The organism is Micromonospora sp. D93 (genome assembly GCF_018070365.1).
In the GTDB taxonomy this organism is placed as follows: Bacteria; Actinomycetota; Actinomycetes; order Mycobacteriales; family Micromonosporaceae; genus Micromonospora; species Micromonospora ureilytica.
The window spans coordinates 83,846-109,431 of record NZ_JAGPXW010000010.1; the positions used below are offsets into that span (position 1 = coordinate 83,846).

The 25,586-nt window shown below is 70.9% G+C and carries 18 protein-coding genes; 7 read left to right on the forward strand and 11 right to left on the reverse strand.

Annotation, left to right across the window (positions count from 1 at the left end):
* Positions 1-101 precede the first annotated feature (101 nt).
* The 3 genes from purM to KBX71_RS14170 form a co-directional block, all read right to left on the reverse strand.
* Positions 102-1,256, reverse strand: coding sequence for a phosphoribosylformylglycinamidine cyclo-ligase (purM, locus tag KBX71_RS14160; protein ID WP_124821606.1), 1,155 nt, complete (start codon positions 1,254-1,256; stop codon positions 102-104).
* 57 nt (positions 1,257-1,313) lie between these two features.
* On the reverse strand, positions 1,314-2,852 hold the full coding sequence (gene purF, locus KBX71_RS14165) for an amidophosphoribosyltransferase (protein WP_124821607.1): 1,539 nt from the start codon (positions 2,850-2,852) through the stop codon (positions 1,314-1,316).
* Positions 2,853-3,020: 168 nt separating this feature from the next.
* Entirely contained in the window at positions 3,021-3,374 is a 354-nt protein-coding gene (locus KBX71_RS14170; RefSeq protein WP_307847067.1) for a sterol carrier family protein, read from the reverse strand.
* Positions 3,375-3,802: 428 nt separating this feature from the next.
* On the opposite strand from KBX71_RS14170, the gene KBX71_RS14175 reads away from it, so the two are divergent.
* A complete protein-coding gene (locus KBX71_RS14175; RefSeq protein WP_307847068.1) occupies positions 3,803-5,650 on the forward strand; it encodes a carboxypeptidase regulatory-like domain-containing protein in 1,848 nt (615 codons plus the stop codon).
* Between the two features lie 208 nt (positions 5,651-5,858).
* Here KBX71_RS14175 and KBX71_RS14180 read toward each other — a convergent pair whose 3' ends face one another.
* Genes KBX71_RS14180 through purS form a run of 4 tightly spaced genes read right to left on the reverse strand, consistent with a single transcriptional unit; the run spans position 5,859 to position 10,287 of the window.
* A complete protein-coding gene (locus KBX71_RS14180) occupies positions 5,859-6,614 on the reverse strand; it encodes a 2-phosphosulfolactate phosphatase (protein WP_124821609.1) in 756 nt (251 codons plus the stop codon).
* Positions 6,615-6,618: 4 nt separating this feature from the next.
* Positions 6,619-9,288 carry a phosphoribosylformylglycinamidine synthase subunit PurL gene (gene purL / locus KBX71_RS14185; RefSeq protein ID WP_210818344.1) on the reverse strand — a complete coding sequence of 890 codons (2,670 nt, stop codon included), beginning with the start codon at positions 9,286-9,288 and terminating at the stop codon, positions 6,619-6,621.
* Positions 9,289-9,343: 55 nt separating this feature from the next.
* Positions 9,344-10,027, reverse strand: a complete 684-nt coding sequence (gene purQ, locus KBX71_RS14190) for a phosphoribosylformylglycinamidine synthase subunit PurQ (RefSeq protein ID WP_210818345.1) — start codon at positions 10,025-10,027, stop codon at positions 9,344-9,346.
* Complete coding sequence (purS, locus tag KBX71_RS14195; protein ID WP_210818346.1) at positions 10,024-10,287, reverse strand: phosphoribosylformylglycinamidine synthase subunit PurS; 264 nt, start codon at positions 10,285-10,287, stop codon at positions 10,024-10,026. Before purS ends, purQ begins: the two co-directional genes overlap by 4 nt.
* 357 nt (positions 10,288-10,644) lie before the next feature.
* Between purS and KBX71_RS14200 the strand changes: the two genes are divergently transcribed.
* Positions 10,645-11,328, forward strand: coding sequence for a trypsin-like serine protease (locus KBX71_RS14200; protein WP_210818347.1), 684 nt, complete (start codon positions 10,645-10,647; stop codon positions 11,326-11,328).
* A 24-nt stretch (positions 11,329-11,352) separates the two neighbouring features.
* Positions 11,353-11,916: a YbjQ family protein gene (locus tag KBX71_RS14205; protein WP_210818348.1), complete on the forward strand. Its 564-nt coding sequence runs from the start codon at positions 11,353-11,355 to the stop codon at positions 11,914-11,916.
* A gap of 95 nt (positions 11,917-12,011) precedes the next feature.
* Here KBX71_RS14205 and purB read toward each other — a convergent pair whose 3' ends face one another.
* Positions 12,012-13,436, reverse strand: coding sequence for an adenylosuccinate lyase (gene purB / locus KBX71_RS14210; RefSeq protein WP_210818349.1), 1,425 nt, complete (start codon positions 13,434-13,436; stop codon positions 12,012-12,014).
* A 173-nt stretch (positions 13,437-13,609) separates the two neighbouring features.
* Between purB and KBX71_RS14215 the strand changes: the two genes are divergently transcribed.
* The gene (locus KBX71_RS14215) at positions 13,610-15,922 is read left to right on the forward strand and encodes a PKD domain-containing protein (protein ID WP_210818350.1); all 2,313 of its coding nucleotides are present in this window, start codon (positions 13,610-13,612) and stop codon (positions 15,920-15,922) included.
* A gap of 68 nt (positions 15,923-15,990) precedes the next feature.
* Here KBX71_RS14215 and KBX71_RS14220 read toward each other — a convergent pair whose 3' ends face one another.
* Together KBX71_RS14220 and KBX71_RS14225 are read right to left on the reverse strand one after the other, a co-directional pair.
* Positions 15,991-18,333, reverse strand: a complete 2,343-nt coding sequence (locus KBX71_RS14220; protein WP_210818351.1) for a hypothetical protein — start codon at positions 18,331-18,333, stop codon at positions 15,991-15,993.
* The gene (locus KBX71_RS14225) at positions 18,326-19,303 is read right to left on the reverse strand and encodes a glycosyltransferase family 2 protein (protein WP_307847069.1); all 978 of its coding nucleotides are present in this window, start codon (positions 19,301-19,303) and stop codon (positions 18,326-18,328) included. Before KBX71_RS14225 ends, KBX71_RS14220 begins: the two co-directional genes overlap by 8 nt.
* Before the next feature lie 111 nt (positions 19,304-19,414).
* Here KBX71_RS14225 and KBX71_RS14230 point away from each other — a divergent pair, with 111 nt between their 5' ends.
* Positions 19,415-21,898: a PKD domain-containing protein gene (locus KBX71_RS14230; RefSeq protein ID WP_210818353.1), complete on the forward strand. Its 2,484-nt coding sequence runs from the start codon at positions 19,415-19,417 to the stop codon at positions 21,896-21,898.
* Positions 21,899-21,965: 67 nt separating this feature from the next.
* Here the strand turns inward: KBX71_RS14230 and KBX71_RS14235 are convergent, their stop codons facing one another.
* On the reverse strand, positions 21,966-23,258 hold the full coding sequence (locus tag KBX71_RS14235; RefSeq protein ID WP_210818354.1) for an acetyl-CoA C-acetyltransferase: 1,293 nt from the start codon (positions 23,256-23,258) through the stop codon (positions 21,966-21,968).
* A gap of 55 nt (positions 23,259-23,313) precedes the next feature.
* On the opposite strand from KBX71_RS14235, the gene KBX71_RS14240 reads away from it, so the two are divergent.
* Both KBX71_RS14240 and KBX71_RS14245 read left to right on the forward strand, forming a co-directional pair.
* Positions 23,314-24,690 (forward strand): 3-oxoacyl-ACP reductase, encoded by a 1,377-nt coding sequence (locus tag KBX71_RS14240; RefSeq protein ID WP_210818355.1) that lies wholly within the window; start codon positions 23,314-23,316, stop codon positions 24,688-24,690.
* On the forward strand, positions 24,690-25,544 hold the full coding sequence (locus KBX71_RS14245; RefSeq protein WP_210818356.1) for a MaoC/PaaZ C-terminal domain-containing protein: 855 nt from the start codon (positions 24,690-24,692) through the stop codon (positions 25,542-25,544). Before KBX71_RS14240 ends, KBX71_RS14245 begins: the two co-directional genes overlap by 1 nt.
* Positions 25,545-25,586: the final 42 nt, after the last annotated feature.

Here is a 25,586-nt window from a genome sequence, read left to right on the forward strand (position 1 = left end):
GCCATCGTCCTCCTCCGCCTAGCCTGAGCCCTTCAGGCTAGGCGGCAATGGCCACTCGGGTGAAGCCCTGATCAGGTGCCCGTACGATCACCGGAGGGTGATCATCCTCGGGTGTGCTGACCGACCATCTGCACGTTGCCGGTGCCCTCGATGATCTCGCCGGCCTGCCACGCCTCGACCCCACGGCCGGTCAGGGTGGCCAGCGCGCGGTCGGCGTCCTCGGCCGACACGATCGCGAACATGCCGACGCCCATGTTGAAGGTCGACTCCATGTCGTGGTCGTCGATCCGACCCTTCGTCTGGATCAGGTCGAAGATCGGCTGCGGCTTCCAGGTGGACCGGTTGACCACCGCGTCGACGTGCTCGGGCAGCACCCGGACCAGGTTGCCGGGGATGCCGCCACCGGTGATGTGGGACAGCGCCCGGACCTCGGCCTCGGCGATCAGCTTGAGGCAGTCCTTGGCGTAGATCTTCGTCGGGGTGAGCAGCTCCTCGCCGAGGGTCCGCTGCCGACCGAAGTCGTCGATCACGATGTCCAGACGCATCCGGGCCGCGCCGAGTAGCACGTGCCGGACCAGCGAGTATCCGTTGGAGTGCAGACCGGAGGAGCGCATGGCGATCACCACGTCGCCCACCTCGACCCGCTCGGGGCTAAGGATGTCGGCTTCCTCGACCACGCCCACACCTGTCGCGGAGATGTCGTACTCGTCCGGGCGCAGGACGCCGGGGTGCTCGGCGGTCTCCCCGCCCAGCAGCGCGCAGCCGGCGTAGCGGCAGCCGTCGGCGATGCCCGCGCCGATCTCGGCGACCTTGTCCGGAACGACCTCGCCAGTGGCGATGTAGTCGAGCAGGAACAGCGGCTCGGCGCCGCAGGCCACCAGGTCGTCGACGACCATCGCGACCAGGTCGATGCCGACCGTGTCGTGAATGTCCATCTGCTGGGCGATCACCAGCTTGGTGCCCACACCGTCGGTGGAGGACGCCAGGATCGGGCTCTTGTACTTCTTCGTGTCGAGCCGGAACAGGCCGGCGAAGCCACCGAGGTCACCGAGCACCTCGGGGCGGCGGGTCTGCCGCACCTTCGACTTGAGCAGTTCCACCGCGCGGTCGCCCGCGTCGATGGAGACCCCGGCGTCGGCGTACGAGACCGAGCGTTTGCGCGCCTGGCGGCCAGCACCGCCCGTCCACGGCTGGTGGTCGCCGCCGGCGCCGGTCGGGCTGCTTCCTGCGCCGCTGCGCTCGGACACGTGCGTCACGGTTCTCCCCTTTGGTTCTCGGTGCCGCCGGCGGTAGCCGGGCCGCGCCGGTTGGTGCTACGGGCGGTTTGCGGTAACGCCACCCGGAGTGGCGACGGACGAGCCGTTGGTGGGCGGGGCCTCCGGCGCCGAGTTGGCGACGCGTCGGCCCACCCCTTCGAGCACGTGCTTGCCGATCAGGTTGCCGGCCGGCAGCTCGATCGGGTACTCCCCATCGAAACACGCCCGACACAACCGGGTCTTCGGCTGCTCGGTCGCGGCGATCAGACCAGGAAGCGAAACGTAGCCCAGCGTGTCGGCGCCGATGGACCGCCGGATGCCGTCGTTGTCCAACCCGTTGGCCAGCAGCTCCGCCCGGGTGGCGAAGTCGATGCCGTAGAAGCACGGCCAGCTGACCGGCGGGGAGGAGATCCGGACGTGCACCTCCAGTGCCCCCGCCTCACGCAGCATCCGCACGATGGCGCGCTGGGTGTTGCCGCGCACGATCGAGTCGTCCACGACCACCAACCGCTTGCCGCGGACGTTCTCCCGCAGCGGGTTGAGCTTGAGCCGGATGCCGAGCTGACGCAGGGTCTGCGACGGCTGGATGAAGGTACGACCCACGTACGGGTTCTTCATCAGACCGGCGCCGTAGGTGATGCCGGACGCCTCCGCGTACCCGATCGCGGCCGGAGTGCCCGACTCGGGCACCGGGATCACCAGGTCGGCCTCGACCGGGTGTTCCTTGGCCAACTGCCGACCGATCTGCACCCGCGCCGAGTGGACGTTGCGCCCGGCGATCGTGGCGTCCGGACGGGCGATGTAGACGTACTCGAAGAGGCAGCCCTTCGGCTCCGGTGCGGCGAACCGGGTGGAACGCAGCCCGTTCTCGTCGATCGCGATCAGCTCGCCCGGCTCGACCTCGCGCACCACGCTGGCGCCGACGATGTCCAGTGCGGCCGTCTCGCTGGCGATGACCCAACCGCGCTCCAGGCGGCCCAGCACCAGCGGGCGGACGCCGTGCGGATCGCGGGCCGCGTAGAGGGTCGACTCGTCCATGAAGACGAAGCTGAACGCGCCACGCAGCTGCGGCAACACCTCCAGTGCGGCGGCCTCGACCGACAGATCCGGTCGGCTGGCCAGCAGCATCGTCACCAGGGAGGTGTCGTTCGTCGAACCGTCCGCGATGAGGCCGCGCTCGGCGACCTCCTTCTCCAGCTCGGCGGTGTTGACCAGGTTGCCGTTGTGAGCCAGCGCGATTGTCGTCCCGGAGGTGGTCGACCGGATCGTCGGCTGGGCGTTCTCCCAGTTCGACGCGCCGGTGGTGGAGTATCGGGCGTGCCCGATCGCCAGGTGACCGCGCAGGCTCGCCAGGGTGGGCTCGTCGAAGACCTGCGCCACCAGGCCAAGGTCCTTGTAGACCACCACGCCGGAGCCATCGCTCACCGCGATGCCCGCCGCCTCCTGGCCGCGGTGCTGTAGGGCGTAGAGGCCGAAGTAGGTCAGATTGGCAACCTCTTCGCCGGGGGCCCAGACGCCGAAGACGCCACAGGCATCCTGGGGGCCAGGTCGTTGGGGGTCAAGGTCGTGGCTCAGCCGGCCGTCGCCTCGGGGCACCTACCGCTCCCTCATGCTGGTCTGGACCGGCCGGGCGGGGATCACGGGCGGATCCACACTCCTCTGCCGGGACCACTGTCATCGCCTGACAGTGTACGCGAATCGACGTCAATACAGAAAGTCACGATTCCCCTGCTCACTGTCACGGTGAGTGGGACACCGGGACGACTAGAGGGGCAGATAGGCTGAGAGGTCCGCGCGATTGCCACTCATCTGGATGCGACCGTCGGTGACCGCCTCCGCCCAGCCGACCCTGCCGGTTGCCAGCTCCAACCAGGTATTTGGAGCCATCTCGACCACGTTTGGTGGGTTTCCTCTGGTGTGTCGAGGCCCCGGTACGCACTGGATGGCCCCGTATGGTGGGACGCGCACCTCCACCGAACGGCCGGGGGCGCGCTCCGCGAGGACGGCCAACAACCACCGGACCGCCTCTCGGAACACCGGCCGTTCGGGTGCACGCCCCTCGTCGAGCGCCGACAACGCGGCCGTAACGGCAGCGGACTTACTGTGCGGAGAGGACACGACGGGACGATACGACCCCCAGGCCAGACACGCGACGCTGGCCCTGGGTCGCGCTCATGCAGTCGGACAAGGCATAGTGGCCGACGGCGTATTCGTACCGTGATGATCCCCGGCCCGGCGCCCCGCCGGTCAGAGGGAAGTCAGCCCGGAAGGCGGTGGACGTGTCAACACACCGACGTGCCTGGAAGCAGCGGGCCGGTGTGGTCGTTGCGCTGGTTGCCGGCGCTCTGCTCGCCGTCCCCGCCACACCAGCCATGGCCGCTCCCAACGTGACAGATGTTTCGGCTTCGCCGAGCAGCGTCGAAGCCGGCAAGACCACGAAGATCAGCTACCGACTCGCCTTCGAAGACGGCGCAGGGCCCGCTGACATCAGCTTTAGCTCGAGCAGCTCGAAGCTGACCTGCGTTGACGGGTGCTCCCGTGGACGGGTGACATCGAGTGGGACCTTCGACGCCACCTTCAAGGCCGCGGATGATGCGGCCAACGGCAGCGCCACGGTCACCGTCAAGGCGACCGATTCCACCGGGGTTGTTAAGCAGAGCCAAGAGGGGTCGACCACTGTCACGTTAGTCGCCAAGGCAGCGCCGCCGCCGCAGAACCAGACTGTGCGGTCGGTCGCCGGCAAGGTGGTCGCGCAGGCGGACGGCAAGGCCGTGTCGAACGCTTTCGTGGTTCTCCAGGACACCGCCGGTCACCGCTACGACGCCACCAGCGACAGCAGCGGCAACTTCCGGTTCACCGGCACCAGCCAGAAGCCGATCGCGCCCGGCCGGATCGACCTGGGCGCGTCGTTCGACAACATCCAGGCGTTCAAGTCCGTGAACGCCAACGCCGGGCAGGCCATCACCGGGCAGCGGATCAGCCTCGCGATCAAGGTTGAGTCGACGCCCAGCGCCACCCCGTCCGCCACCCCCGAGGCAACTCCCACCGAGGAGGCGACCGAGGAGGGCACCGAGGAGGAGCCCACCGAGGAAGCCAGCCAGGACGCTCCGGCGAACGCCGCGAACACCGACGACGGCGGCGGTTTCGGCTCGTACATGATCATTTTGCTCGGTGGTCTTCTGGTCGCCGCCGGTGTCGGCACGATCGTGCTGCTCTGGATGAAGCGCAGGGAGAACGGCGACGACGACGACGCTGCGGCCGCTGCCGGCGGCGGAGGTGTGGTGCCGCCCTCGCGGGGCGGGTTCCGCGGTGCGGACGACCAGACCCGGGTGGTCGGCGGTCGTCCCGGCGGTGGACCGGACCCGACGATGGTCGGTGGCGCGGCGCTGAGCGAGGCCCCGACGATGATGCACCGCCCGGTGGTCGACGACGTTCCGCCGGACCCGTACGGCGCGCCTGCGCAGGCGTACGGCGGCGCGGGTCAGCAGGGCTGGGGCGGCGCCGGTTACGGCGACGAGCCGGCGCCCGGTGGGTACGGCGCCGGCGGCTACGGCAACGCGCCCGCTTCGGGTGGCGGCTACGGCGCTCCGGCCGGCCCGGAGGGCGGCTACGGCGCCGGTGCGGCCGGTGACGGTTACGGTGCCGCGCCCGGTGCCGGCTACGGCAACGCGCCAGCCTCCGGTGCTGGCTACGGCAACGCGCCAGCCTCCGGTGCTGGCTACGGCAACGCGCCAGCCTCCGGTGCTGGCTACGGCAACGCGCCAGCCTCCGGTGCTGGCTACGGCAACGCTCCGGCCTCCGGCGGCGGCTACGGCAGTCGTGACTACGACGCCCCGGGCGGCACCGCCGCCTACCCGCCGGCTCCCGCTGGCGGAGCGGCCTATGGCGAGCGGTTCGACGAGCCGACCGGCCGGTACACCGGCGACACGCAGTACCCGGCCCCGGCGGACCCATACGCCACAGGCGTCTACCAGCCGGAGCAGGGGCAGGGGTACGGCCAGCCCGATCCCGCCCCGTACGGCGGTCGCGCTGCCGAGCCGACCGCGGGGTACGGCGCTCCGGAGGCTGGCGGGTACGACCAGGGCGGCTACGGTCAACCGGCCGGCGGATACGACCAGGGCGGCAACTACGGCGGCCAGGAGCCTCCGCCGCAGCGCGGTGGTGGCTACGACGACCGGGGCTACGACCAGGGCGGCTACGGCCAGCCCGCCGGGGGATACGACCAGGGCGGCAACTACGGCGGCCAGGAGCCTCCGCCGCAGCGCGGTGGTGGCTACGACGACCGGGGCTACGACCAGCCCGGCTACGGCCAGCCCGCCGCAGGGCGGAACCGACCGGACACCCCGCCACCGACCGAGCGCGGCGGTCGCCGCCTCGACTGGCTGGACGACTGACCCCCACCACAGCACATGGAAACGGCCACCCGGATCTCCGGGTGGCCGTTTCGCTGCAAGACCAACTCGGGTTTCAGGAAGTCGGGCCAACCCGCAGACCTGGACACCCCGACTTCCTGAAAGCCGAGTTGATCACCGGGGGTCGGCCGCAACGCGGGCGGCCGACACGGCCAAGTGGCCCGGCGCGGGCAGGCGCGGGCCGGCGCGGTCAGGCGGCGGAGAAGACGCCCTGATGGAGCACCGGCACGACGTCCGACACGCCGATCCGGACGGCGACGTCCACGTCCGCGGCGAAGCCGCTCTCGGTCAACTCCCGCCCGGAGACGCTGCCGCGCACGGCGGCGGGCACATCCGGGGTACTCGCCAGCGCGGCGAGCGCCATGGCCGCCTCCACCGAGAGCCCACCCGGCACGCCGGAGAGGGCGTCCAGCACCGAGGCGGCACCGAGCTGGTCCTCCACCGAGGGGCGCAGCGACCCGTCCGGCCACCGCTCCCCCGAGGCGATCACGCCGATCGGGGCGTTCACCGTTCCGTACCCCTGGCGGCGCAGCCAACGCCCGACGGCGCGTGCGTTGCGCAGGCACCCCGCGACCACCGGCAGGCCGGTGGCGCTGGCGGCGGCGCTGATGGCGGAGCCGTTCGGGGAGGGCAGCACGAGGTCCGCCACCACGGGTGCGCTGCTCAGCGCGGCGGGCGAGAGCGACCACGGATGTTCCGCTGTCGTCTGCCGCCGCCCGACAGCAGCTGTCGCGCCGACCCGGACGGCGTACTCGGCGGCCTGCTCACCCCAGGGGAACGGGTGCACCCGCATGCCCCGGGCGACCGCCACCTCCACGGCGGTGGTGAACGAGAGGACGTCCACCACCACCAGCGCCGCGCAGACCCGACCGAGCTCGGCCGCCCCGGTCAGCCCCCAGTCGAACCGGGCGCCGGAACCGGGTTGGCCGTAGACAGCGGCCGTCAACGCCTCAGCGCTCGTCAGGCGACGGCTCGGTGACACCGGGGTCGGACTCGGACGCCCCGCCGGGCTGCTCCGACCCGATCGGCTCGACCGCGCCGGTCTCCGGCGAAGGGCCCGAAGAGGCGATCGGCTCGGAGACCACCTCGGCCGCATCCAGCGGCTCAGCCGGCGCGACCGGCAGCGGGACGGCCTCGACCGCACCCGCCACACCGGCGGCCGGCGCGGGCACCTCGACAGCCGCCGAGCCCCCGAAGAGGCGCGGCAACGTCTCGGTGTGCGCGGTGCGCAGCTCGTCCAGGCCGATCCGGAACTGGCCGTGCACCTCGAGCGCACCGCCGGACGGGTCGGTGACACCGATCAGCTCGAACGGCACGCCCCGCTCGGCGCAGAGCGCCGCGAACGCCTTGTCGTGGCCGCGCGGTACCGAGACCAGCGCCCGCGTGGCGGACTCGCTGAACAGGTAGACGAACGGCATCGAGCCCTCGGCGAACTGCTCCGGCACCGCGACCCGGGCACCGACCCCGCGACGCAGGCAGGACTCGATCAGGCTCTGGGCGAGGCCACCGTCGGAGAGGTCGTGCGCGGAGGCCAGGTGACCGACGCGGGCAGCCTCGGCCAGCAACTCGGCGAGCGCCTTCTCCCGCCCGAGCTCGACCTGCGGCGGGATGCCGCCGAGGTGCTCGTGCGTCACCCAGGCCCACTCCGAGCCGGACAGCTCCACGTTCGTCTCGCCGAGCAGGTAGAGCTGGTCGTGGTCGCCACCGGCGCGCGGCACGAAGCCCATCGGCACCCGGTCGGCGACGTTGTCCAGCACGCCCAGCACGCCGACCACCGGGGTCGGGTGGATGGCGGCCGCGCCGGTCTGGTTGTAGAAGCTGACGTTGCCGCCGGTCACCGGGATGCCCAGCTCCAGGCAGCCGTCCGCCAGGCCACGCACGGCCTCGGCGAACTGCCACATCACGCCCGGGTCCTCCGGCGAGCCGAAGTTGAGGCAGTTGGTCACGGCGATCGGCTTCGCGCCGGTCACCGCCACGTTCCGGTACGCCTCGGCCAGGGCCAGCTTGGTGCCGTTGTACGGGTCCAGTCGGGCGTACCGGCCGTTGCCGTCCAACGACAGCGCCACGCCGAGACCGGTCCGCTCGTCGATCCGGATCACGCCGCCGTCCTCCGGCTGGGCGAGCACTGTGTTGCCCAGCACGTAGCGGTCGTACTGCTCGGTGACCCAGGTCTTGTCGGCCAGGTTCGGCGACGCGATCATGCGCAGCACGGTCTCCCGCAGCGCCTCCGGGTCGGCCGGGCGGGGCAGCGTCTCGGCCCGGTCGGCCTGGAGCAGGATCAGGTCGGCCGGCTCGCGCATCGGCCGGGCGTAGACCGGGCCGTCGTCGACGAGCGAACCCGGCGGCACGTCGACGACCAGGTGGTCCTGCCAGGTGATCGCCAGTCGACCGGGGCGGCCGTCCGGCTCCGGTGCGGTGACCTCACCGATCGCGGTGGCGAGGACGCCCCACTTCTCGCAGGTCTTGAGCACCGCGTCGAGCTTGTCCGGCTCGACGACCAGCAGCATCCGCTCCTGGGACTCGCTGGCCAGGATCTCGTGCGGCTCCATCGAGGGCTCGCGCAGCGGCACCCGCTCCAGCCACACCCGCATGCCGGTGCCGGCAGCGGCGGCGGTCTCGGTGAGCGCGCAGGTCAGACCGGCGCCGCCGAGGTCCTGGATGCCGACGACCAGCTGACCGTCGTACAGCTCGAGGCACGCCTCGATCAGCAGCTTCTCGGTGAACGGGTCACCGACCTGCACGGCGGGGCGGCGTGCTTCGCTGCCCTCGTCGAAGGTGGCGCTGGCCAGCACCGAGACGCCGCCGATGCCGTCCCGGCCGGTCTTGGCGCCCATCAGCACGACAACGTTGCCCGGGCCGGCGGCGGCCTTGTTCTGCAGCCGGCTGACCGGCAGCACGCCCAGGCAGAGCGCGTTGAGCAGCGGGTTGCCCTGGTAGGAGGGGTCGAAGACCAGCTCGCCACCGATGTTGGGCAGGCCCAGGCAGTTGCCGTAGCCGCCGACACCGGCGACCACGCCGGTGAGCACTCGGGCGGTGTCCGGGTGGTCCGCGGCACCGAAGCGCAGCGGGTCCATCACCGCGACCGGGCGGGCACCCATGGCCAGGATGTCCCGGACGATGCCACCGACGCCGGTCGCCGCGCCCTGGTACGGCTCGACGAAGCTCGGGTGGTTGTGCGACTCGACCTTGAAGGTCACGGCCAGCTCGTCGGAGACCTGCACCACACCGGCGTTCTCACCGATGCCGGCGAGCATCCGGTCGCTGTGCGGGGCCTTCTCACCGAACTGGCGCAGGTGCACCTTGCTCGACTTGTAGGAGCAGTGCTCACTCCACATGATCGAATACATCGCCAGCTCGGACTGCGTGGGCCGACGGTCCAGGATCTGCCGGATCCGGTCGTACTCGTCGTCGCGCAGGCCCAGCTCGGTGTACGGCTGAAGTTCCCCCGGGGTGCCACCGGCGCGCGGCACGGTGTCCACGCCCTCGGTCCAGACGGCGGCGGTCGGCTGGGCGGGAGCGGTCGCCGACGCGACCGGCTGCGCCGGGCTCGGCTCGGCCGGCTGCGCCGGGGCGGAGTACGCCTCCGGTGTGTCCCGTACCGGGTCCGGATGGGTGGTCATGACCTCTCCTCGCTGCGCTCGTGCCCGCCAGACCGGCGGTTGAGCTGACCGATGATCATGCCGGTGCCCCGACCAGGTGCTTGAGGACCGACGTGAAGAAGCCGAGGCCGTCCAGCGAAGGGCCGGTGAGCGCCTCCACCGCGTGCTCGGGGTGCGGCATGATGCCGACCACGTTGCCGGCGGCGTTGGTGATCGCGGCAATGTCGCGCTGGGACCCGTTGGGGTTGCCGCCGACGTAGCGGGCGACCACCCGACCCTCGGCTTCGAGCTGGTCCAGCGTCGCGGTGTCCGCGACGTAGCAGCCCTCACCGTTCTTGACCGGGATGAGCACCTCCTGGCCGGGCTGGAACGCGTTGGTCCACGCCGTCCCGACCGACTCGATGCGCAGGACCTGGTCCCGGTTGCGGAAGTGCAGGTGCTGGTTGCGGGTGAGCGCGCCGGGCAGCAGGTGCGCCTCGCACAGGATCTGGAAGCCGTTGCAGATGCCGAGCACCGGCAGGCCAGCCTGGGCGGCGTCCACGATCGTCTCCATCACCGGGGCGAACCGGGCGATGGCACCGCACCGCAGGTAGTCACCGTAGGAGAACCCGCCGGGCAGGACGACCGCGTCGACGCCGTGCAGCTCAGGGTCACCGTGCCAGAGCCGGACCGGCTCAGCGCCGGCGATCCGGACGGCTCGGGCCGCGTCCCCGTCGTCGAGGGAGCCGGGGAAGGTGACCACACCGACCCGGGCGGTCACGAGCGGGCGTCCGCGGTCTCGTCGGCCTCGACCAGTCGGACGGTGAAGTCCTCGATGACCGGGTTGGCGAGCAGTTTGTCGGCAATCTCCCGAGCGCGGTCCAGGTCCGGTTCACCGGCGAACTCGATCTCGATCCGCCTGCCGATCCGAACCGAGGCGACGTCACCGACGCCGAGCCGGGGTAGCGCGTTTGCGACGGCCTGGCCCTGCGGATCGAGGATCTCGGGCTTGAGCATGACGTCGACGACGACGCGAGGCACTGGGCACTCCTGACTGTGTACGCAGTTGGGTGCCGACCCACAACGGGCGAGCGCAGCCAGCGTACCTGGCAGATATCGCCGCGGACGCACGGGCCGGGTGCAGTTCAGGCAGTGATCGACATTACCGGCGCTCAGTGTGACCCGTCAGGCGCTACAGGTGGCCTCAGCAGGACATACACGGCGCAGCGGGTGGCCGAATCGTTACATTGGCAAACCTCGATCAAATCCTTGATAACGATCGCGGCGAGCCCTACTGTACATCGACGTAAGTCGATTCAAGCGCTCGCGGGAATCCCCCGCTGCCGCCCCAGCCGCACCCGGCGACCCCGGGTCCGCCCCGTCCAAGGAGTCCACCCGATGCGCATCCGCCCCCTGCTCGCCGTACTCAGCACCGCGCTGGTCGGCGCCCTCGGCGTCACGTCCGCCGCGTCCGCCGCCCCGGCCGGCCCGCAACCCATCATCGGTGGCGGCACCGTCTCGTCCGCCCCCTGGGCCGCCGCGGTGCTCAGCAACGGCTCGTTCACCTGCTCCGGCAGCGTCATCGCCGCACAGTGGGTGCTCACCGCCCGGCACTGCATCAACGGCACCATGTCGGTGCGCGTCGGAAGCGTGAACCGCACCTCCGGCGGGGTCACCCGCACGGTCAGCGCCACCTACACCCGCAACGACCTCGCGCTCATGCGGCTCTCCAGCACCGTCAGCACCTCCGCGGTGAGCCTGGCCAGCAGCAACCCGCCGATCAACTCGACGAACTCGATCTACGGCTGGGGCATGACCTGCTACAGCGGCTGCTCGGCGTCCACCGTACTGAAGACCGCCACCGTCCGGGTGACCAGCAACAGCGCCACCGACGCGTACGGCGGCCAGGCGATCCGCACCACCCGGATCAACGGCAACGCCTGGCGCGGTGACTCCGGCGGCCCGCAGTTCTACAACGGTCAGCAGGTCGGCGTCGCCTCCACCGCCGACGGGTCGACCATCCAGAACTACGGCAGCGTTGCGTACAACCGGGCCTGGATCACCTCGGTGGCCGGTGTCTGACGGTTAGCGCCCGGCTCGGCGCGGATGGTCGGCCAAGTGCCGGCCGTCCGCGCCGCGTCGTTTTGCAGCATCCGATCAGGTGAACAATGCGCACGATCGGGTCGCGCCACTCCTGACAGCATCGGAAACGTGCTGGTCGTGACGACAGAGCAACTGCCCGGCTACGAGATCCGCCAGATTCTCGGTGAGGTGGTGTCATCGATGGCCAGGACGCGCAACCCGTACCGCGAGGGTGTCAAGAACCTGCGGGGTGGCGCGTACGACCCGATGGCCCCGGACAACCTGACCCGGTGGCGCACCGACTCGGTGGCCCGCCTCGGCGAGGAAGCCCTGCGGCTCGGCGCGAACGCGGTGATCGGCATGCGGTTCGACAGCCGGGACTGCGGCGAGATGTGGATGGAGATCTGCGCGTACGGGACGGCCGTGGTCGCCGTACCCAACGCTCCCAAGGTCATGCCGGCCGACCAGCCGGCGGTCGCCGCGGAGACCGCGGAGGTCGCAGGCATCACGGAGTCGCCCGGCGGCATCGCCGAACCGGCCAGCGCCCCCAACCTGAGAACCGCCGCCGAAACCCCAACGGGCGAGTGACCCACCCGGTTGATCATGAAGTTATTGCCCTGCGCGACGGCGTGTCGAGACAATAACTTCATGATCAACGCGCAGGTGGGGGGTGGGGGTGAGGGCTAGAGGATGGGGGGTGGGCTGTAGGTGGCCGCGTTTGGGTGGGTTTCGACCACCTTGGTGATGCGGCGGGTTACCGCTGCCACCTGGGCTTGGGCAGCGCCTACGAAGGCGTTGCGGTCGGCGACCAGGGTGTCGATGTCGGCGCGGGACAGGCCCAGTCGGCTGTCCTCCGCCAGGCGGTCGAAGAGGTCGTTCTCCGGTGCGCCCTTCTCGCGCATCGCCAGGGCCACCGCCACCGCATGCTCCTTGATCACCTCGTGGGCGACCTCCCGACCGACGCCCCGACGGACCGCCGCGACCAGGATCTTCGTGGTGGCCAGGAACGGCAGGAAGCGCTCCAGCTCCCGGTTGATCACCGCCGGGTACGCGCCGAACTCGTCGAGCACTGTGAGGAACGTCTGGAACAACCCGTCGGCGGCGAAGAACGCGTCCGGCAGTGCCACCCGGCGGACCACCGAGCAGGACACGTCCCCCTCGTTCCACTGGTCACCGGCCAGCTCGCCGACCATCGACAGGTACCCCCGGATGATCACGGCGAAGCCGTTCACCCGCTCCGACGAGCGGGTGTTCATCTTGTGCGGCATCGCGCTGGAACCGACCTGGCCCGGCTTGAAGCCCTCGGTCGCCAACTCCTGGCCGACCATCAACCGGATCGTGGTGGCCAGCGACGACGGCGCGGCGGCGGTCTGGGCCAGCGCGGCCAGCACGTCGAAGTCGAGCGAGCGCGGGTAGACCTGCCCGACGCTGTCCAGCACCCGGGAGAAGCCCAGGTGCTCGGCGACCCGCCGCTCCAGCTCGGCCACCTTGTCGGCGTCGCCGTCGAAGAGGTCGAGCTGGTCGGCGGCGGTGCCGACCGGTCCCTTGATCCCCCGCAGCGGGTAGCGCGCGATCAGCTCCTCCAACCGCTCGTACGCGATCAGCAACTCCTCCGCCGCCGACGCGAAGCGCTTGCCCAGCGTGGTGGCCTGCGCTGCCACGTTGTGCGAACGGCCGGTGATGACCAGCTCGGAGTGCTCGTACGCCAGGAAGGCGAGCCGGGCCAGGGTGGCCACCACCCGGTCGCGGATCAGCTCCAGCGAGGCGCGCACCTGGAGCTGCTCGACGTTCTCGGTGAGGTCCCGGGAGGTCATCCCCTTGTGCACGTGCTCGTGCCCGGCGAGCGCGCTGAACTCCTCGATCCGGGCCTTCACGTCGTGCCGGGTGACCCGCTCCCGTTCGGCGATCGAGGCGAGGTCGACCTGGTCGAGCACCCGCTCGTACGCCTCGACCACTCCGTCCGGCACCGGCACGCCCAGGTCGCGTTGGGCGCGGAGCACGGCGAGCCAGAGCCGCCGCTCCATCCGGACCTTCTCCTCGGGGGACCAGAGGGCTACCAGTTCGGGCGAGGCGTACCGGTTGGCCAGCACGTTGGGGATCGTCGTCACGTGCCTCATTCTCTCCTACCCGGCGGCCCGCCCAGCCAGGAGGCCAGGACGGGTGCCGGTGGGACACCTTGGCCGTTTTGTCGCCCGGGGTGGTGCGCTACCAGCCGGTATCGGATCATGGCTCCGTCTGATCTCCGGCGAAGCCGAATCCACCTTCTCGACAGAGGGCATGCATGCGTAGAAGATCCCTCGCCGGCCTCACCGCGATCGCGGTGACCGGCGGCACCCTGCTGGCCACCGGCACACCCGCCCAGGCCGCCGAACCCACGACCCTCTATGTCAAGAAGGCCGCCGCCAACTGCTCCGACCAGGGGCCAGGCTCCGCGACGGAGCCGTTCTGCACGATCGGCGCCGCCACTGCAGTGGTCACCGCCGGTCAGGACGTCCGGGTATATGACGGGGACTATGCCGAGCGTGTCACCTTCACCCGCTCCGGCACCCCCGACGCCCCGATCGGCTTCATCGCCAACGGCAGTGCGGTCCGGCTCGTCGGGCCGACCGCGGGCCTGGTCATCGACGGCCAGCACGACATCGGCCTCCAGGATTTCAAGGTCAATGGGACGCTCGACCTGCCCGTCCTGGACATCCGCAACTCCTCGAACATCGAGGTCGCGGGTGGCCTCTACACGATGGCCAGCGCCGCAACGGCCCCCGTCGTGCGGGTCACCGGAGTGACGGTGGCCAGTCTGCGGGACATCTTTGGCACCGCGACGGCGCTCACAAACGGAATCACAGTGGACGCCACGTCCACCGACGTGACAGTGGAACGCGCGACAGTGGCCACTGGATCGCAGTACGACAGCGCCGACCACAGCTCGGGCATCCGGGTCGAGGGAACTCGCAACAGCGTCCTCGACAGCGTCGTCGGCGGATTCACCGGCGCCGCCATCGAGGTCGGACCGGGCGCCTCCGGCACCGTGCTGGCCAACAACGACATCAGGGGCGGGGCCGGTCACGGCATCCACAATCGCGGGGCCGCCAACACGGCCATCACCAACAACTCCATCGCGGGCCGCTGCGTCGACGGCGTCCGGGTCGACGGAGCATCCTCCGGTGTCTCCGTGCAGAACAACACGTTCAACAGCAACGGTCAGTCCGGCCAGAGCTTCTGCGACCCACAGGCCACCGGCGGGGTCGAGATCGGCGTCTACGACCAGTCCCTGACCAGCACCGTGGTCGACTACAACAACACGTACCCCAGCGCCTCCCCGTCCTTGACGAACTACTCCTGGAACGGGGCCGTCATGGGCCTGGCCCAGTTCCGCACCGCGTCCGGCCAGGCCGCGCACGACCGGGACACGGCGAACGCCAGGGACCGGATCGACTCGGCGAACTCGGCGGCACCGGGCTTCCCGGACCGCGACAGCCAGGACCAGTCGCGCCGTGACGACCCGGCCGTGACGAACACCGGCGCGGGCCCGATCACGTACGCCGACCGGGGCATCATCGAGACCGTCAAGTCCCCGACCGCGTCATTCGACGTCTCGTTGGACCTGGGCGCGAGCTCTGCCACAGTGGACGCCTCCTCCTCCACGCCGGGCTTCGTCCCGATCAGGGAGTACGTGTTCAACTTCGGCGACGGCACCAATGTCACCCAGGTCTCCCCGACCGCCACGCACAGGTACGCCACCCCGGGCACGTACGACGTCACCGTCACCGCCCGGGGCAGCGACGACCTGCAGGGCAGCAGCACCGAGAAGGTCAGCGTGCTGCGGCGGACGGCGACCGTGGGCCTGCTCGCGTTGTCCAACCGTCGCTACGTGGCCACCGCCGCGCCGATTCTCCTGCCGAACCAGGTCGGGTTGACCGCCGCCGCGCAGTACGACCTGGCGGACGCCGGCAACGGCCAGGTGGCCCTCGTCGCGCGGGCCAACGGCCGCTATGTCACGCAGTTGGCCAACGAGTCCCTGAACGCCGCGGGCCAGGCGGTCGGCACTCCGGAGAAGTTCACTGTCGTCCGCAACAGTGACGGCACCGTCAGCCTCAAGGCGAGCAACAACCTGTATGTCACCGCCGACCCCGGCGGCGCCATCTCAATGAGCGCCAGCCGGTCCACCATCAGTGCCTGGGAGAAGTTCGCCCAGGTTCCGGTCGCCGATGCGAACAGGTCGCTGAAGGCCAGCGTGAACGGCCGTTTCGTGATGGCTGACGCTGCCGGGGTGAAGCCGCTGATCGCGAGTCAGACGAGCGCCAGCACCTGGGAGCGGTTCGACATCGCCGACCTCGGCAGCGGTCAGGTCGCCCTCTTCGCCCGCGCGAACAGCCGCTTCGTGTCCGCCGATGGCGCAGGCTCCAAGCCGTTGATCGCGAACGGGCCGGCCATCAGCACCTGGGAACGGTTCACCATCGTCCGCAACAGCGACGGCACTGTCAGCTTCAAGGCCGGCATCAACAACAAGTACGTCAGCGCCGACGGCGCAGGTTCCAAGCCACTGATCGCCAACGGCCCAGCCATCAGCACCTGGGAGAAGTTCACCCTCGGCTGAGCCCAACCGCACGACCGACGCCCGCCGGGACCCTCGGGTCCGGCGGGCGTCGCCGTGCCGGGGTTCGATCAGCGCAGCTCGTAGACGGTGACGCTGCCGGAGACGAGGCGTACCTGCGCCAGCCCGGCCAGCGCGGGCGACACCGCACCGGCCCGCGTGTCGGCGAACAGCCAACGGACCCGGTAGTCGGCGCGCAGCCGGTCCAGGTCGGCGGCCACGGGTGCCCGGAACACCCGCTCGTTCAACGCGAAGCGGGCCGGATCCGGCGGATCCTGCCGTACGTAGCCGAGACCCCGCCGACCGTTGGCGGCAAGGGCGGCATCTGTGTAACCCCAGCTCTCCACCACGGTCCGGTGCCCACCCAGTCCGGTCACCCAGTAGGCGCGGGCGTCGCAGTGCACTGTGGTCGGCACCGGTCGGCAGTGCACGTTTGTGGCCACCACGTCGTCGTCCGCGGCGTGCTCGTCCAACCACAGTGCGGCCCGCATCTCCGCTGCCGTCACGGTGGACGGCTGCGTCACCGACGCGGGCAGCCCTGGTGCGACCTGCACGTACCGGACAGCGCCGTCGACGCCCCGGGCGACGCTCGCGCCCAACAGCGCCGCCGTGACGCCGGCCAACGCCACGGCCGCGAGCCGCCGCCGCCCGCCACCGTCCCGGCGACCCAGCAGAGCACGGACGCCGACCGCGATGAGCGCCGCCACCAGGAGAAGGATCGCGAGCCGCAGGTACGACAGGCCGAGGACGCCCATCCAACCGGTCATGGTCGCGGCCGGCCGGGGCATCTTGGGAACAAGAAGGTACGACGCCACGCCGAGCACTGCGGCGGACACCGCCACCTGCCAGGACGGCCGGACGAGAGTCAGCAGCCACACGGTCAGCACAGCGCCGAACGGAAGCACGTCCAGCCAGAAGTAGACCTGGCTCAGCGACGGATGATGCAGTGTCCAGATGCCGCCCGCGCCGGCGAGCACCGCGCCCGACAGCAGCCAGGGTGCCGGATCGGTACGGCGCGGCCCGGCGAGGACCAGCATGCCGATCAGCCGGGGCAACTGCACGAGCAGCCACCACCCGAGCAGGACGAATGTCAGCAGCCATCCGGACGCGCCCGCCCTGCCCAGACCGAACGGCAGCAGCCCACCGCCGCGCACCCCGTCGCCCGCGCCGATGGTCTCCCGGTACTGCGGCATCGCGTGCAGGAAGGCGAACGCCTGAGGGGTCAGGGTGCCCGCTCCGCCTCCGGCGAAGAGGAGGTAGCCGACGCCCATCGGCACGACGAGGCAGAGCAGGGTCGCGAGCGCCGGCCAGGGCACTCGCCGTCGCTGCTGCCACCAGGTGGCGACGACGGCCACGCCGACGCCAGCGATCAGCGGCGGCAGTGCGCTGGACTTGGAGCCGGCGCAGGCCAGCCCGAGTGCCGGCAGCAGCGCCCAGGCCACACCCAGCGGTCGACCGCGTACGGCGTCGACGCAGATGCCGGCGAGCAGTACCAGCAGGGGTAGGACGTACGTCTGCGACGGGCTGGAGAAGGAGAGAGCGAAGGCGCCGTCCGCGATGGCCGAGTTGACCGCCACCGGCATACCAAGGCCAGCCGCCGCACCCGCCACCGGGCCCGCCCACCAGCGGCCGGTCAGGTCCCGGGCCAGGCCGGCGGTGACCAGCACGGCGACGATGGCAACCGGTGCCAACCACAGCCGTAGCAGGACCGTCGCGGGTGGAATGCCGGTGATCATGCTGCCGGCAGCCATGTGCGCGTCGGACAGGTAGTGGTAGCGCAGGGGCTCACCGGCCATCTGCGGCAGTTGGAAGGGCAGGTCCCGGGTCAGCTCCTGGACCAGCGACAGGTGGTAGAGCAAATCCTGGTAGTAGCTGTGGTTCACCGGCGGCAGCGGGACCAGGCGCCACTGCGCGACGGCCCACAGCAACACCAGCAGCAGCACCGCGACGACAGACCAGTGCCAGGCGAGCGGGAGCGGCCGGCGAACCCCGACCCGCCAGTGCCGACGCAGCCGGGGAACGACCACGAAGGCCAGCACCAGGGGCACCGGCCACCACCGCAGCAGGTGCTGCTGACCGGTGGCCGCGGCGGCGACCCAGGCACCGAGTTCCAGGAGCAGGCCGGTGGCCGCGCCGTAGCCCAGGTCCTCCGGCAGGTTGCCACGGCCACCGCGTACGGCCCGGTGCACCAACGTGCCGGGTAGCACCAGGGCCAACGACCAGTACGCCACGTAGCGGAGCACGTCGGCGGCGGGCACGTCGGTGTACCACCAGGTGGCCGGCAACGCGGCGAGAAGCACCAACCACGGCAGGGCCGCGACCACAGCGGATCCGAGCGCCCGGTCGGACCGTCGGTCTGGTTGTGGCGCGGATGCCGGGGCAGGCCGTTCCATCAGCCCGAGTGAGTCAGCCACGGGCGCTGCCCGCCTGTGCGGCGGGAAACGGGGAGGTCAGGTCGGTGTCCGCCGAGTCGGCCCCGACGTGGTACGTCGGTCGACCCTGCACTGTCGCGTAGATCCGCCCGACGTACTCGCCGAGCAGGCCGAGGCAGACCAGCTGCACGCCGCCGAGGAGCAGGACCGCGACGAATGTCGACGTCCAGCCCGGGATGGTCAGACCACGCAGGTAGGCCACGACGCCGAACCCGATGAGGCCGAGACAGGCCAGGAAGCTGACCGCGCCGAGCCAGGTGGCGAGACGCAGCGGCGCCGCGGAGAAGTTGGCGATGCTGTCCCAGGCGAGCGCGATCATCCGGGGAAGTGGATATTTCGTCTCGCCCGCCGCCCGAACGTCCCGGGTGTAGCGCACCTCGGCACCGGCGAAGCCGAGCGCGGGCACCAGCAGCCGGTAGACCGGGGTGCGTTCGGGGAGCTGACGCAGTGTCTCGATGACTTCCCGGCTGACCAGCCGGAAGTCGCCGGCCTGGGCGGGCACCTCGGCGCCGACGAGCCGGCGCATCAACCGGTAGTAGAGCTGCGCGGTGCGCCGTTTGAACACGGTGTCCGAGCTGCGGTCGGCTCGTACCCCGTACACCACGTCGACGCCCTGATCACGAGCCACCCGCAGCATCTCGGCGACCGTCTCCGGCGGGTCCTGGAGGTCGGCGTCCAGGCTGACCACCCACTGCCCGCGGGCGCGGTACAGCCCGGCGGTCAATGCCGCCTGGTGTCCACTGTTGCGGCGCAACTGGACCAGGCGCAGTTGCGGCCAGTTCCGCGCATGGGTGAAGAGCACAGTGACGGTGTCGTCCCGGCTGCCGTCGTCGACGGCCACCACCTCGTAGTCGACGCTGAGCGCGTCGAGCGCCGGACGCAGCCGGGCGATCAGGGCCGGGATGACCGCGGCCTCGTTGTACATCGGAATGACGACAGACAGCACCAACACTTACCGGCCCCGTTCCGGACGCAGGTGGCATCGAACGCACCTCGTTCGGGGGTGCGGCGCTCACCGTTACCCGGCAACCTCACGGGCGGTCAGCCACCCGTTGAACAAGACGTGAACGTCTACCTGCCGGCCGCTTCGGTCCGCTGCGACCAGGACGGTCACCAGGCGGGTGGCCGTTTTGTCACCCGGGTCAGCGCCTCGCCTGTCGATCATGCAAGATCAGCTTTATCTGACTCCCGGCGTCGCCGGTTCCTCCTCATCTCCGAGGCCAGCATGCGTAAATCCTTCTTCGCCGGTTTCGTTACCGTCGTACTGACCGGCGGCGCTCTGGTGGGCACAACGCTGCCTGCCCAGGCGGACGCTCCGACGACGCTCTACGTCCGGCAGAACCCCGCCACCAAATGTTCCGACCAGTTCCCGGGCACGTTGGCGCAGCCGTTCTGCACCATCGGCGCCGCGGCCGCGGTGGTCACGGCCAGCCAGTCGGTGGACGTCGGCGGCGGCAACTACCGGGAGCGCGTCACGATCCGCACGTCCGGCACGCCTGAGCAGCCGGTCACCTTCTTCGCCAGTTCCGGGGCGACCCTGATCGGCACGACGGCCGGCTTCGTGATCGACGGCCAGCACGATGTCGTACTCCGGAATTTCCGCAGCATCGGGGCGACCAGCGTGCCCGGCCTCGACCTGCGCGACTCCTCGCGGATCACGGTTCAGGTCGGCACCTTCGCGATGGACACCTCCGCGACCGCGCCCGCGGTCCGGCTGGCCGGCGTCACCGGGTCGACGCTGAGGCAGATCAGCACCGGCGGGGTGGCCCCGACCGGCGGGGTCACCATCGACGCCGCGAGCAGCGACGTGCTCCTCAAATCGGTGAACCTGTCGAACAACAGCGTGTACCAGGCACCCGCTGGCAGCGTCGGCGTTCGGGTCGACGGGTCGAGAGTCAGCATCCTCGACAGTACGATCGGCGGCTTCACCGGCGCGGCAGTCGCCATCGGGGCGGGCGCGGTCAACACGGTCGTGACCAACAACCTCATCAACGGCGGAGTTGGCCACGGGGTGCACAACAGCGGTGGCACCGGCACGGCGATCACCAACAACACCATCAAGGATCGCTGCCGCGACGGGATCCGGGTCGACGGAGCTTCGTCAGGCGTTTCCGTGCAGAACAACGTGCTGATCACGAACGGCCGCTTCAACCAGGGCTACTGCGACCCGGCGTTCCCCGACGGGGTCGAGATCGGCGTGTACGGCGGGGCCGTCGGGAAGACGGTCGTCGACTACAACAACGCCCACCACTACTACAACGACTCGCCGGTGATCTACGCCTGGAACACCCCGATGGGTCTCGCCGCGTTCCGGGCGGCGTCCCGCCAGGCCGCGCACGACCGCGAGACGGGCCAGACCCGGGACAACATCGACTCGGCGAACTCGGCGGCCCCCGGTTACCCGACCCTCGACCGCGCCGGCTCGCCGCGCGTCGACGACCTGACCGTGCCGAACACCGGTGCCGGCCCGGCCACCTACGCCGACCGTGGCGCCGTGGAGGTCGTCCGAAGCCCGGTGGTGTTGTTCGACGTCGCACTGAATCTCCAGGCGCGCTCGGTGACAGTGGACGCGTCCGCCTCCACTCCCGGCTTCAACCCGATCGCGTCCTACGAGTTCTCGTTCGGCGACGACAGCACGGTTACCCAGTCCAGCCCGATCGCCTCGCACAAGTACGCCAACCCGGGCAGCTACTTGCTCAACATCACGGTCACTGGCACCGACGGTCGGTCGACGACTCGCCATACTCAGATCAGCGTGCTGCGGCCGACCGGGACTGTTGGTTTGCGCGCCCTGTCCAACCGCCGCTACGTGAGCTACGAGACCGGTTCCGGGCTTCGACCGAGCCAGGCCGAGCCGAGCACCACTGCGCAGTTCGACATGGCGGACGCCGGCAACGGCAAGGTCGCCCTCTTCTCCCGGGCGGTCGGGCGCTACGTCGCCATCTCCCAGTTCGGCCTCGGCACGTTGACCGCGGACAGCATCCTCGTGGACGTACACGAGGTGTTCACGCTGGTGCGCAACGGCGACGGCACCATCAGCCTCCAGGCCCCCATCACCAGCCAGTACGTGACCGCCGACCCCAGCGGCGCCGTCGCGATGAGCGCCAGCCGGCCCACCATCGGCACCTGGGAGAAGTTCCTCCAGGTCGTCGTACCGGACGCGAACCGGTCCCTGAAGGCCCGGGTCAACGGTCGCTTCGTCAGCGCCGACGGCGCGGGGGCCAAGCCGTTGATCGCCTCCGCTCCCGCGGCCAGCCTCTGGGAGCGGTTCGACGTGGTGGATCTCGGCAACGGCCAGGTCGGCCTCCTCGCCCGCGTCAACAACCGCTTCGTGTCCGCCGACGGCGCGGGCGCCAAGCCGCTGATCGCAAACGGCCCAACGGCCAGCACCTGGGAACGGTTCACCATCGTCCGCAACAGCGACGGCACTGTCAGCTTCAAGGCCGGCATCAACAACAAGTACGTCAGCGCCGACGGCGCGGGCAGCAAGCCACTGATCGCCAACGGCCCCGCCATCAGCACCTGGGAGAAATTCACCCTCGGCTAAGCCAACCCACACGACCGACGCCCGCCGGGACCCTCGGGTCCGGCGGGCGTCGCCGTGCAGGGTTCAGTCAGCGTTCCAGGATGGCGGTCACGCCCTGACCACCGGCGGCGCAGATGGAGATCAGCCCGCGTCCGCTGCCCCGCTCGGCCAGCAGCTTGGCCAGTGTCGCCACGATCCGCCCACCGGTGGCCGCGAACGGATGCCCGGCGGCCAGCGACGAGCCGTTGACGTTGAGCCGGTCGGTGTCGATCGCGCCCAGCGGTGCGTCCAGGCCGAGCCGGTCCTTGCCGAACTCCGGTGACTCCCAGGCGGCGAGGGTGGCCAGCACCTGCGACGCGAACGCCTCGTGGATCTCGTAGTAGTCGAAGTCCTGCAACGTCAGCCCGGCGCGGGCCAGCATCCGGGGCACCGCGTACGCGGGCGCCATCAGCAGGCCCTCGTCGCCGTGTACGAAGTCCACCGCCGCGGTCTCCGACCAGCTGAACCAGGCCAGCACGGGCAGGTGGTGCGCCGCCGCCCACTCCTCGCTGGCCAGCAGCACCGTGGACGCGCCGTCGGTGAGGGGCGACGAGTTGCCGGCGGTCATGGTGGCCTGCTCGGCGTCCGGGCCGCGGGTGCCGAAGACCGGCTTCAGCGAGGCGAGCTTCTCCAGGCTGCTGTCCGGGCGCAGGTTCTGATCCCGGGTGAGCCCCAGGTACGGCGTCATCAGGTCGTCGAAGAAACCCCTGTCGTACGCGGCGGCGAGGCGCTGGTGTGAGCGCAGTGCCAGCTCGTCCTGCGATTGCCGGTCGATCTGCCAGCGCAGGGCGGTGCGGGCGGCGTGGTCACCCATGGACAGGCCGGTACGCGGCTCTGCGTTGCGCGGGACCTCCGGCTTGAACGGCTGGAGTGGGCGCAGCTTCGCCGCGATCTTGAGCCGTTCGCCAAGCGTGCGGGCCGAGTTGAGCTTGAGCAGCGTGCGGCGCATCTCCTCGTTGACGGCGAGCGGGGCGTCGGAGGTGGTGTCGACACCGCCGGCGATGCCCACGTCGAGCTGCCCGAGGGCGATCTTGTTGGCGACCAGGATCGTCGCCTCCAGACCGGTGCCGCAGGCCTGCTGGATGTCGTACGCAGGGGTGTGTGGGTCGAGCCGGGAACCGAGGACCACCTCGCGGGTGAGGTTGAAGTCGCGGGAGTGCTTGAGCACCGCACCGGTCACCACCTCGCCGATCCGTTGCCCGGCCAGCCCGTAGCGGGCGATCAGGCCGTCGAGCGCCGCGCCGAGCAGGTCCGCGTTCGACGCGTCCGCGTAGCGGGAGTTGGAACGGGCGAAGGGGATGCGGTTGCCCCCGATGACCGCGACCCGCCGGATGCTCTGCACGATCCGCCTCCTCGACATGTGTTGCTCGAACCCTACTCGCCAGTAGGCTACGCCCATGACCGACAGGTACGCGAGCTTCGTCCAATCGGCCGCCGGCCGCGCGCTGGTCAAGCGCCTCGGGCTGCCCGACCCGCCCCGACTGCGCCGGCACCACCCCGGCGATCCGCTGCTGGCCGGGCCGGCCCTGCTCGGCGCGGCCACCGGCGGCCGGCTCGCCGAGCCGATCGCCGAGATCCTGACCACCGCCGGGGTCGAGCTGGCCGACCCGGCCGCCACACCGCAGCGGTACGGGGCACTGCTCTTCGACGCCACCGGGATCACCGACTCGACCGAGCTGCGCCAGCTCTATGACTTCTTCCACCCGCAGGCCCGGGCCGTGCTGCCCAGCGGCCGGGTGATCGTGCTGGGCACCCCGCCGCAGGAGTGCGCGACACCCCGCGAGGCGACCGCCCAGCGCGCCCTCGAAGGGCTGGTGCGCAGCATCGGCAAGGAGTTCGGCCGGGGCACCACCGCACAGCTCGTCTACGTGACCCGTGCCGGCAATGCCGCAGCGGACGGCCCGGACCTCTCAGCCGGCACGCACACGGGCCTCGCATCGACCCTCCGATTCATTCTGTCCGGCCGGTCCGCGTACGTGTCGGGGCAGGTCATCCGGGTCGGCGGCGGCGCGGCGAGCACCCCGGCCGACTGGGACCGCCCGCTGGACGGCCAGGTCGTGCTGGTCACCGGCGCCGCGCGGGGTATCGGCGCGGCGCTGGCCAAGGTGTTGGCCCGCGACGGCGCGAAGGTGGTGGCCCTGGACATGCCGGCCGCCGGCGACGCGCTCGCCGCGGTGGCGAACGACATCGGCGGCACCGCCGTCCAACTCGACCTGACCGCGCCGGACGCGCCGACCCGACTCGCCGAGCACCTGGCCAGCCGGCACGGCCGGGTCGACGTGGTGGTGCACAACGCCGGCATCACCCGGGACAAGACGCTCGGCCGGATGGACGCCGACCGGTGGGACCAGGTCATCGACGTCAACCTGTCCAGCCAGGAGCGGATCAACGACATGTTGCTGGAGCGGGAGCTGATCCCGGCCGGCGGACGGATCATCTCGGTCTCCTCGATCGCCGGGATCGCCGGCAACCGGGGGCAGACCAACTACGCCACCAGCAAGGCCGGCGTGATCGGCTTGGTCGACTCGCTCGCGCCGGCCCTGCGGGAACGGGGAATCAGCGTCAACGCGGTGGCCCCCGGCTTCATCGAGACCCGGCTGACCGCGCGCATCCCGCTTGTGGTCCGCGAGGCGGGCCGGCGGATGAACAGCCTGGCCCAGGGCGGGTTGCCGGTGGACGTGGCCGAGACGATCGGCTGGTTGGCCTGGCCGGCGAGCGGCGCGGTCAGCGGAAACGTGGTCCGGGTCTGCGGCCAGAGCCTGCTGGGGGCGTGATGGAGTCGGGCAGCCGTACCCCTGTCGAACTGCCCCGGATGCCGGTGGCCGGGGCGCTGCGCCGACGGGCTCTGCTCGGCGCGCTACCCGGCCTCGGCGGTGGGCGGCGCGGGCCCGACCTGCCGGCGGTCGAGTTGACAGTGGGCGGGGTGACCGTCGACCGGACGCAGCTGGCCGACTACGACCGGGTCTGCGGGTTCCGACTCAGCGATCGGCTGCCCGCGACCTTTCCGCACGTCATGGGCTTCCCACTGGCCCTGCGCCTGATGACCGCGTCGGACTTCCCGATCCCGCTGCTCGGCCTGGTCCACGTCGGCAACCGGATCACCACGCACCGCCCCATCACGGGCGACGAGACCCTCGACTTCAGGACGTACGCGGAGAACCTGCGCCCGCACGACCGGGGGCGGCAGGTTGACGTGGTGCTTGTCGGCTCGGTCGACGGGGAGGAGGTGTGGCGCGGCGTCTCGACGTACCTCGGTCGGGAGCGCACGTCGGGCGGCCGTGAGCCGGGCGAACGTCCCGCCGTGCCGACGGCCACCGCCCGCTGGCGTGTGGAGCCGCGCGTCGGCACGGAGTACGCGCGGGTGTCCGGTGACCACAACCCGATCCACACCTCCCGGCTCGGGGCGCGACTGTTCGGCTTCCGCCGGCCGATCGCGCACGGCATGTGGAGCAAGGCGCGCTGCCTGGCCGCGCTGGACGCCCGGCTGCCGGACGCGTACACCGTGGAGGTCGCCTTCAAGCTGCCCGTGCCGCTGCCGAGCACTGTGAGCTTCGCGCTCCTGCCGGACGGCGGGTTCACAGTGCACGACTCGCGGGGCCGACCGCACCTGGCGGGCCACCTGCTCTGAGGGATTCCGAGCTTGGCAGGAGCCCCCTCGTGCGCTAAGTTG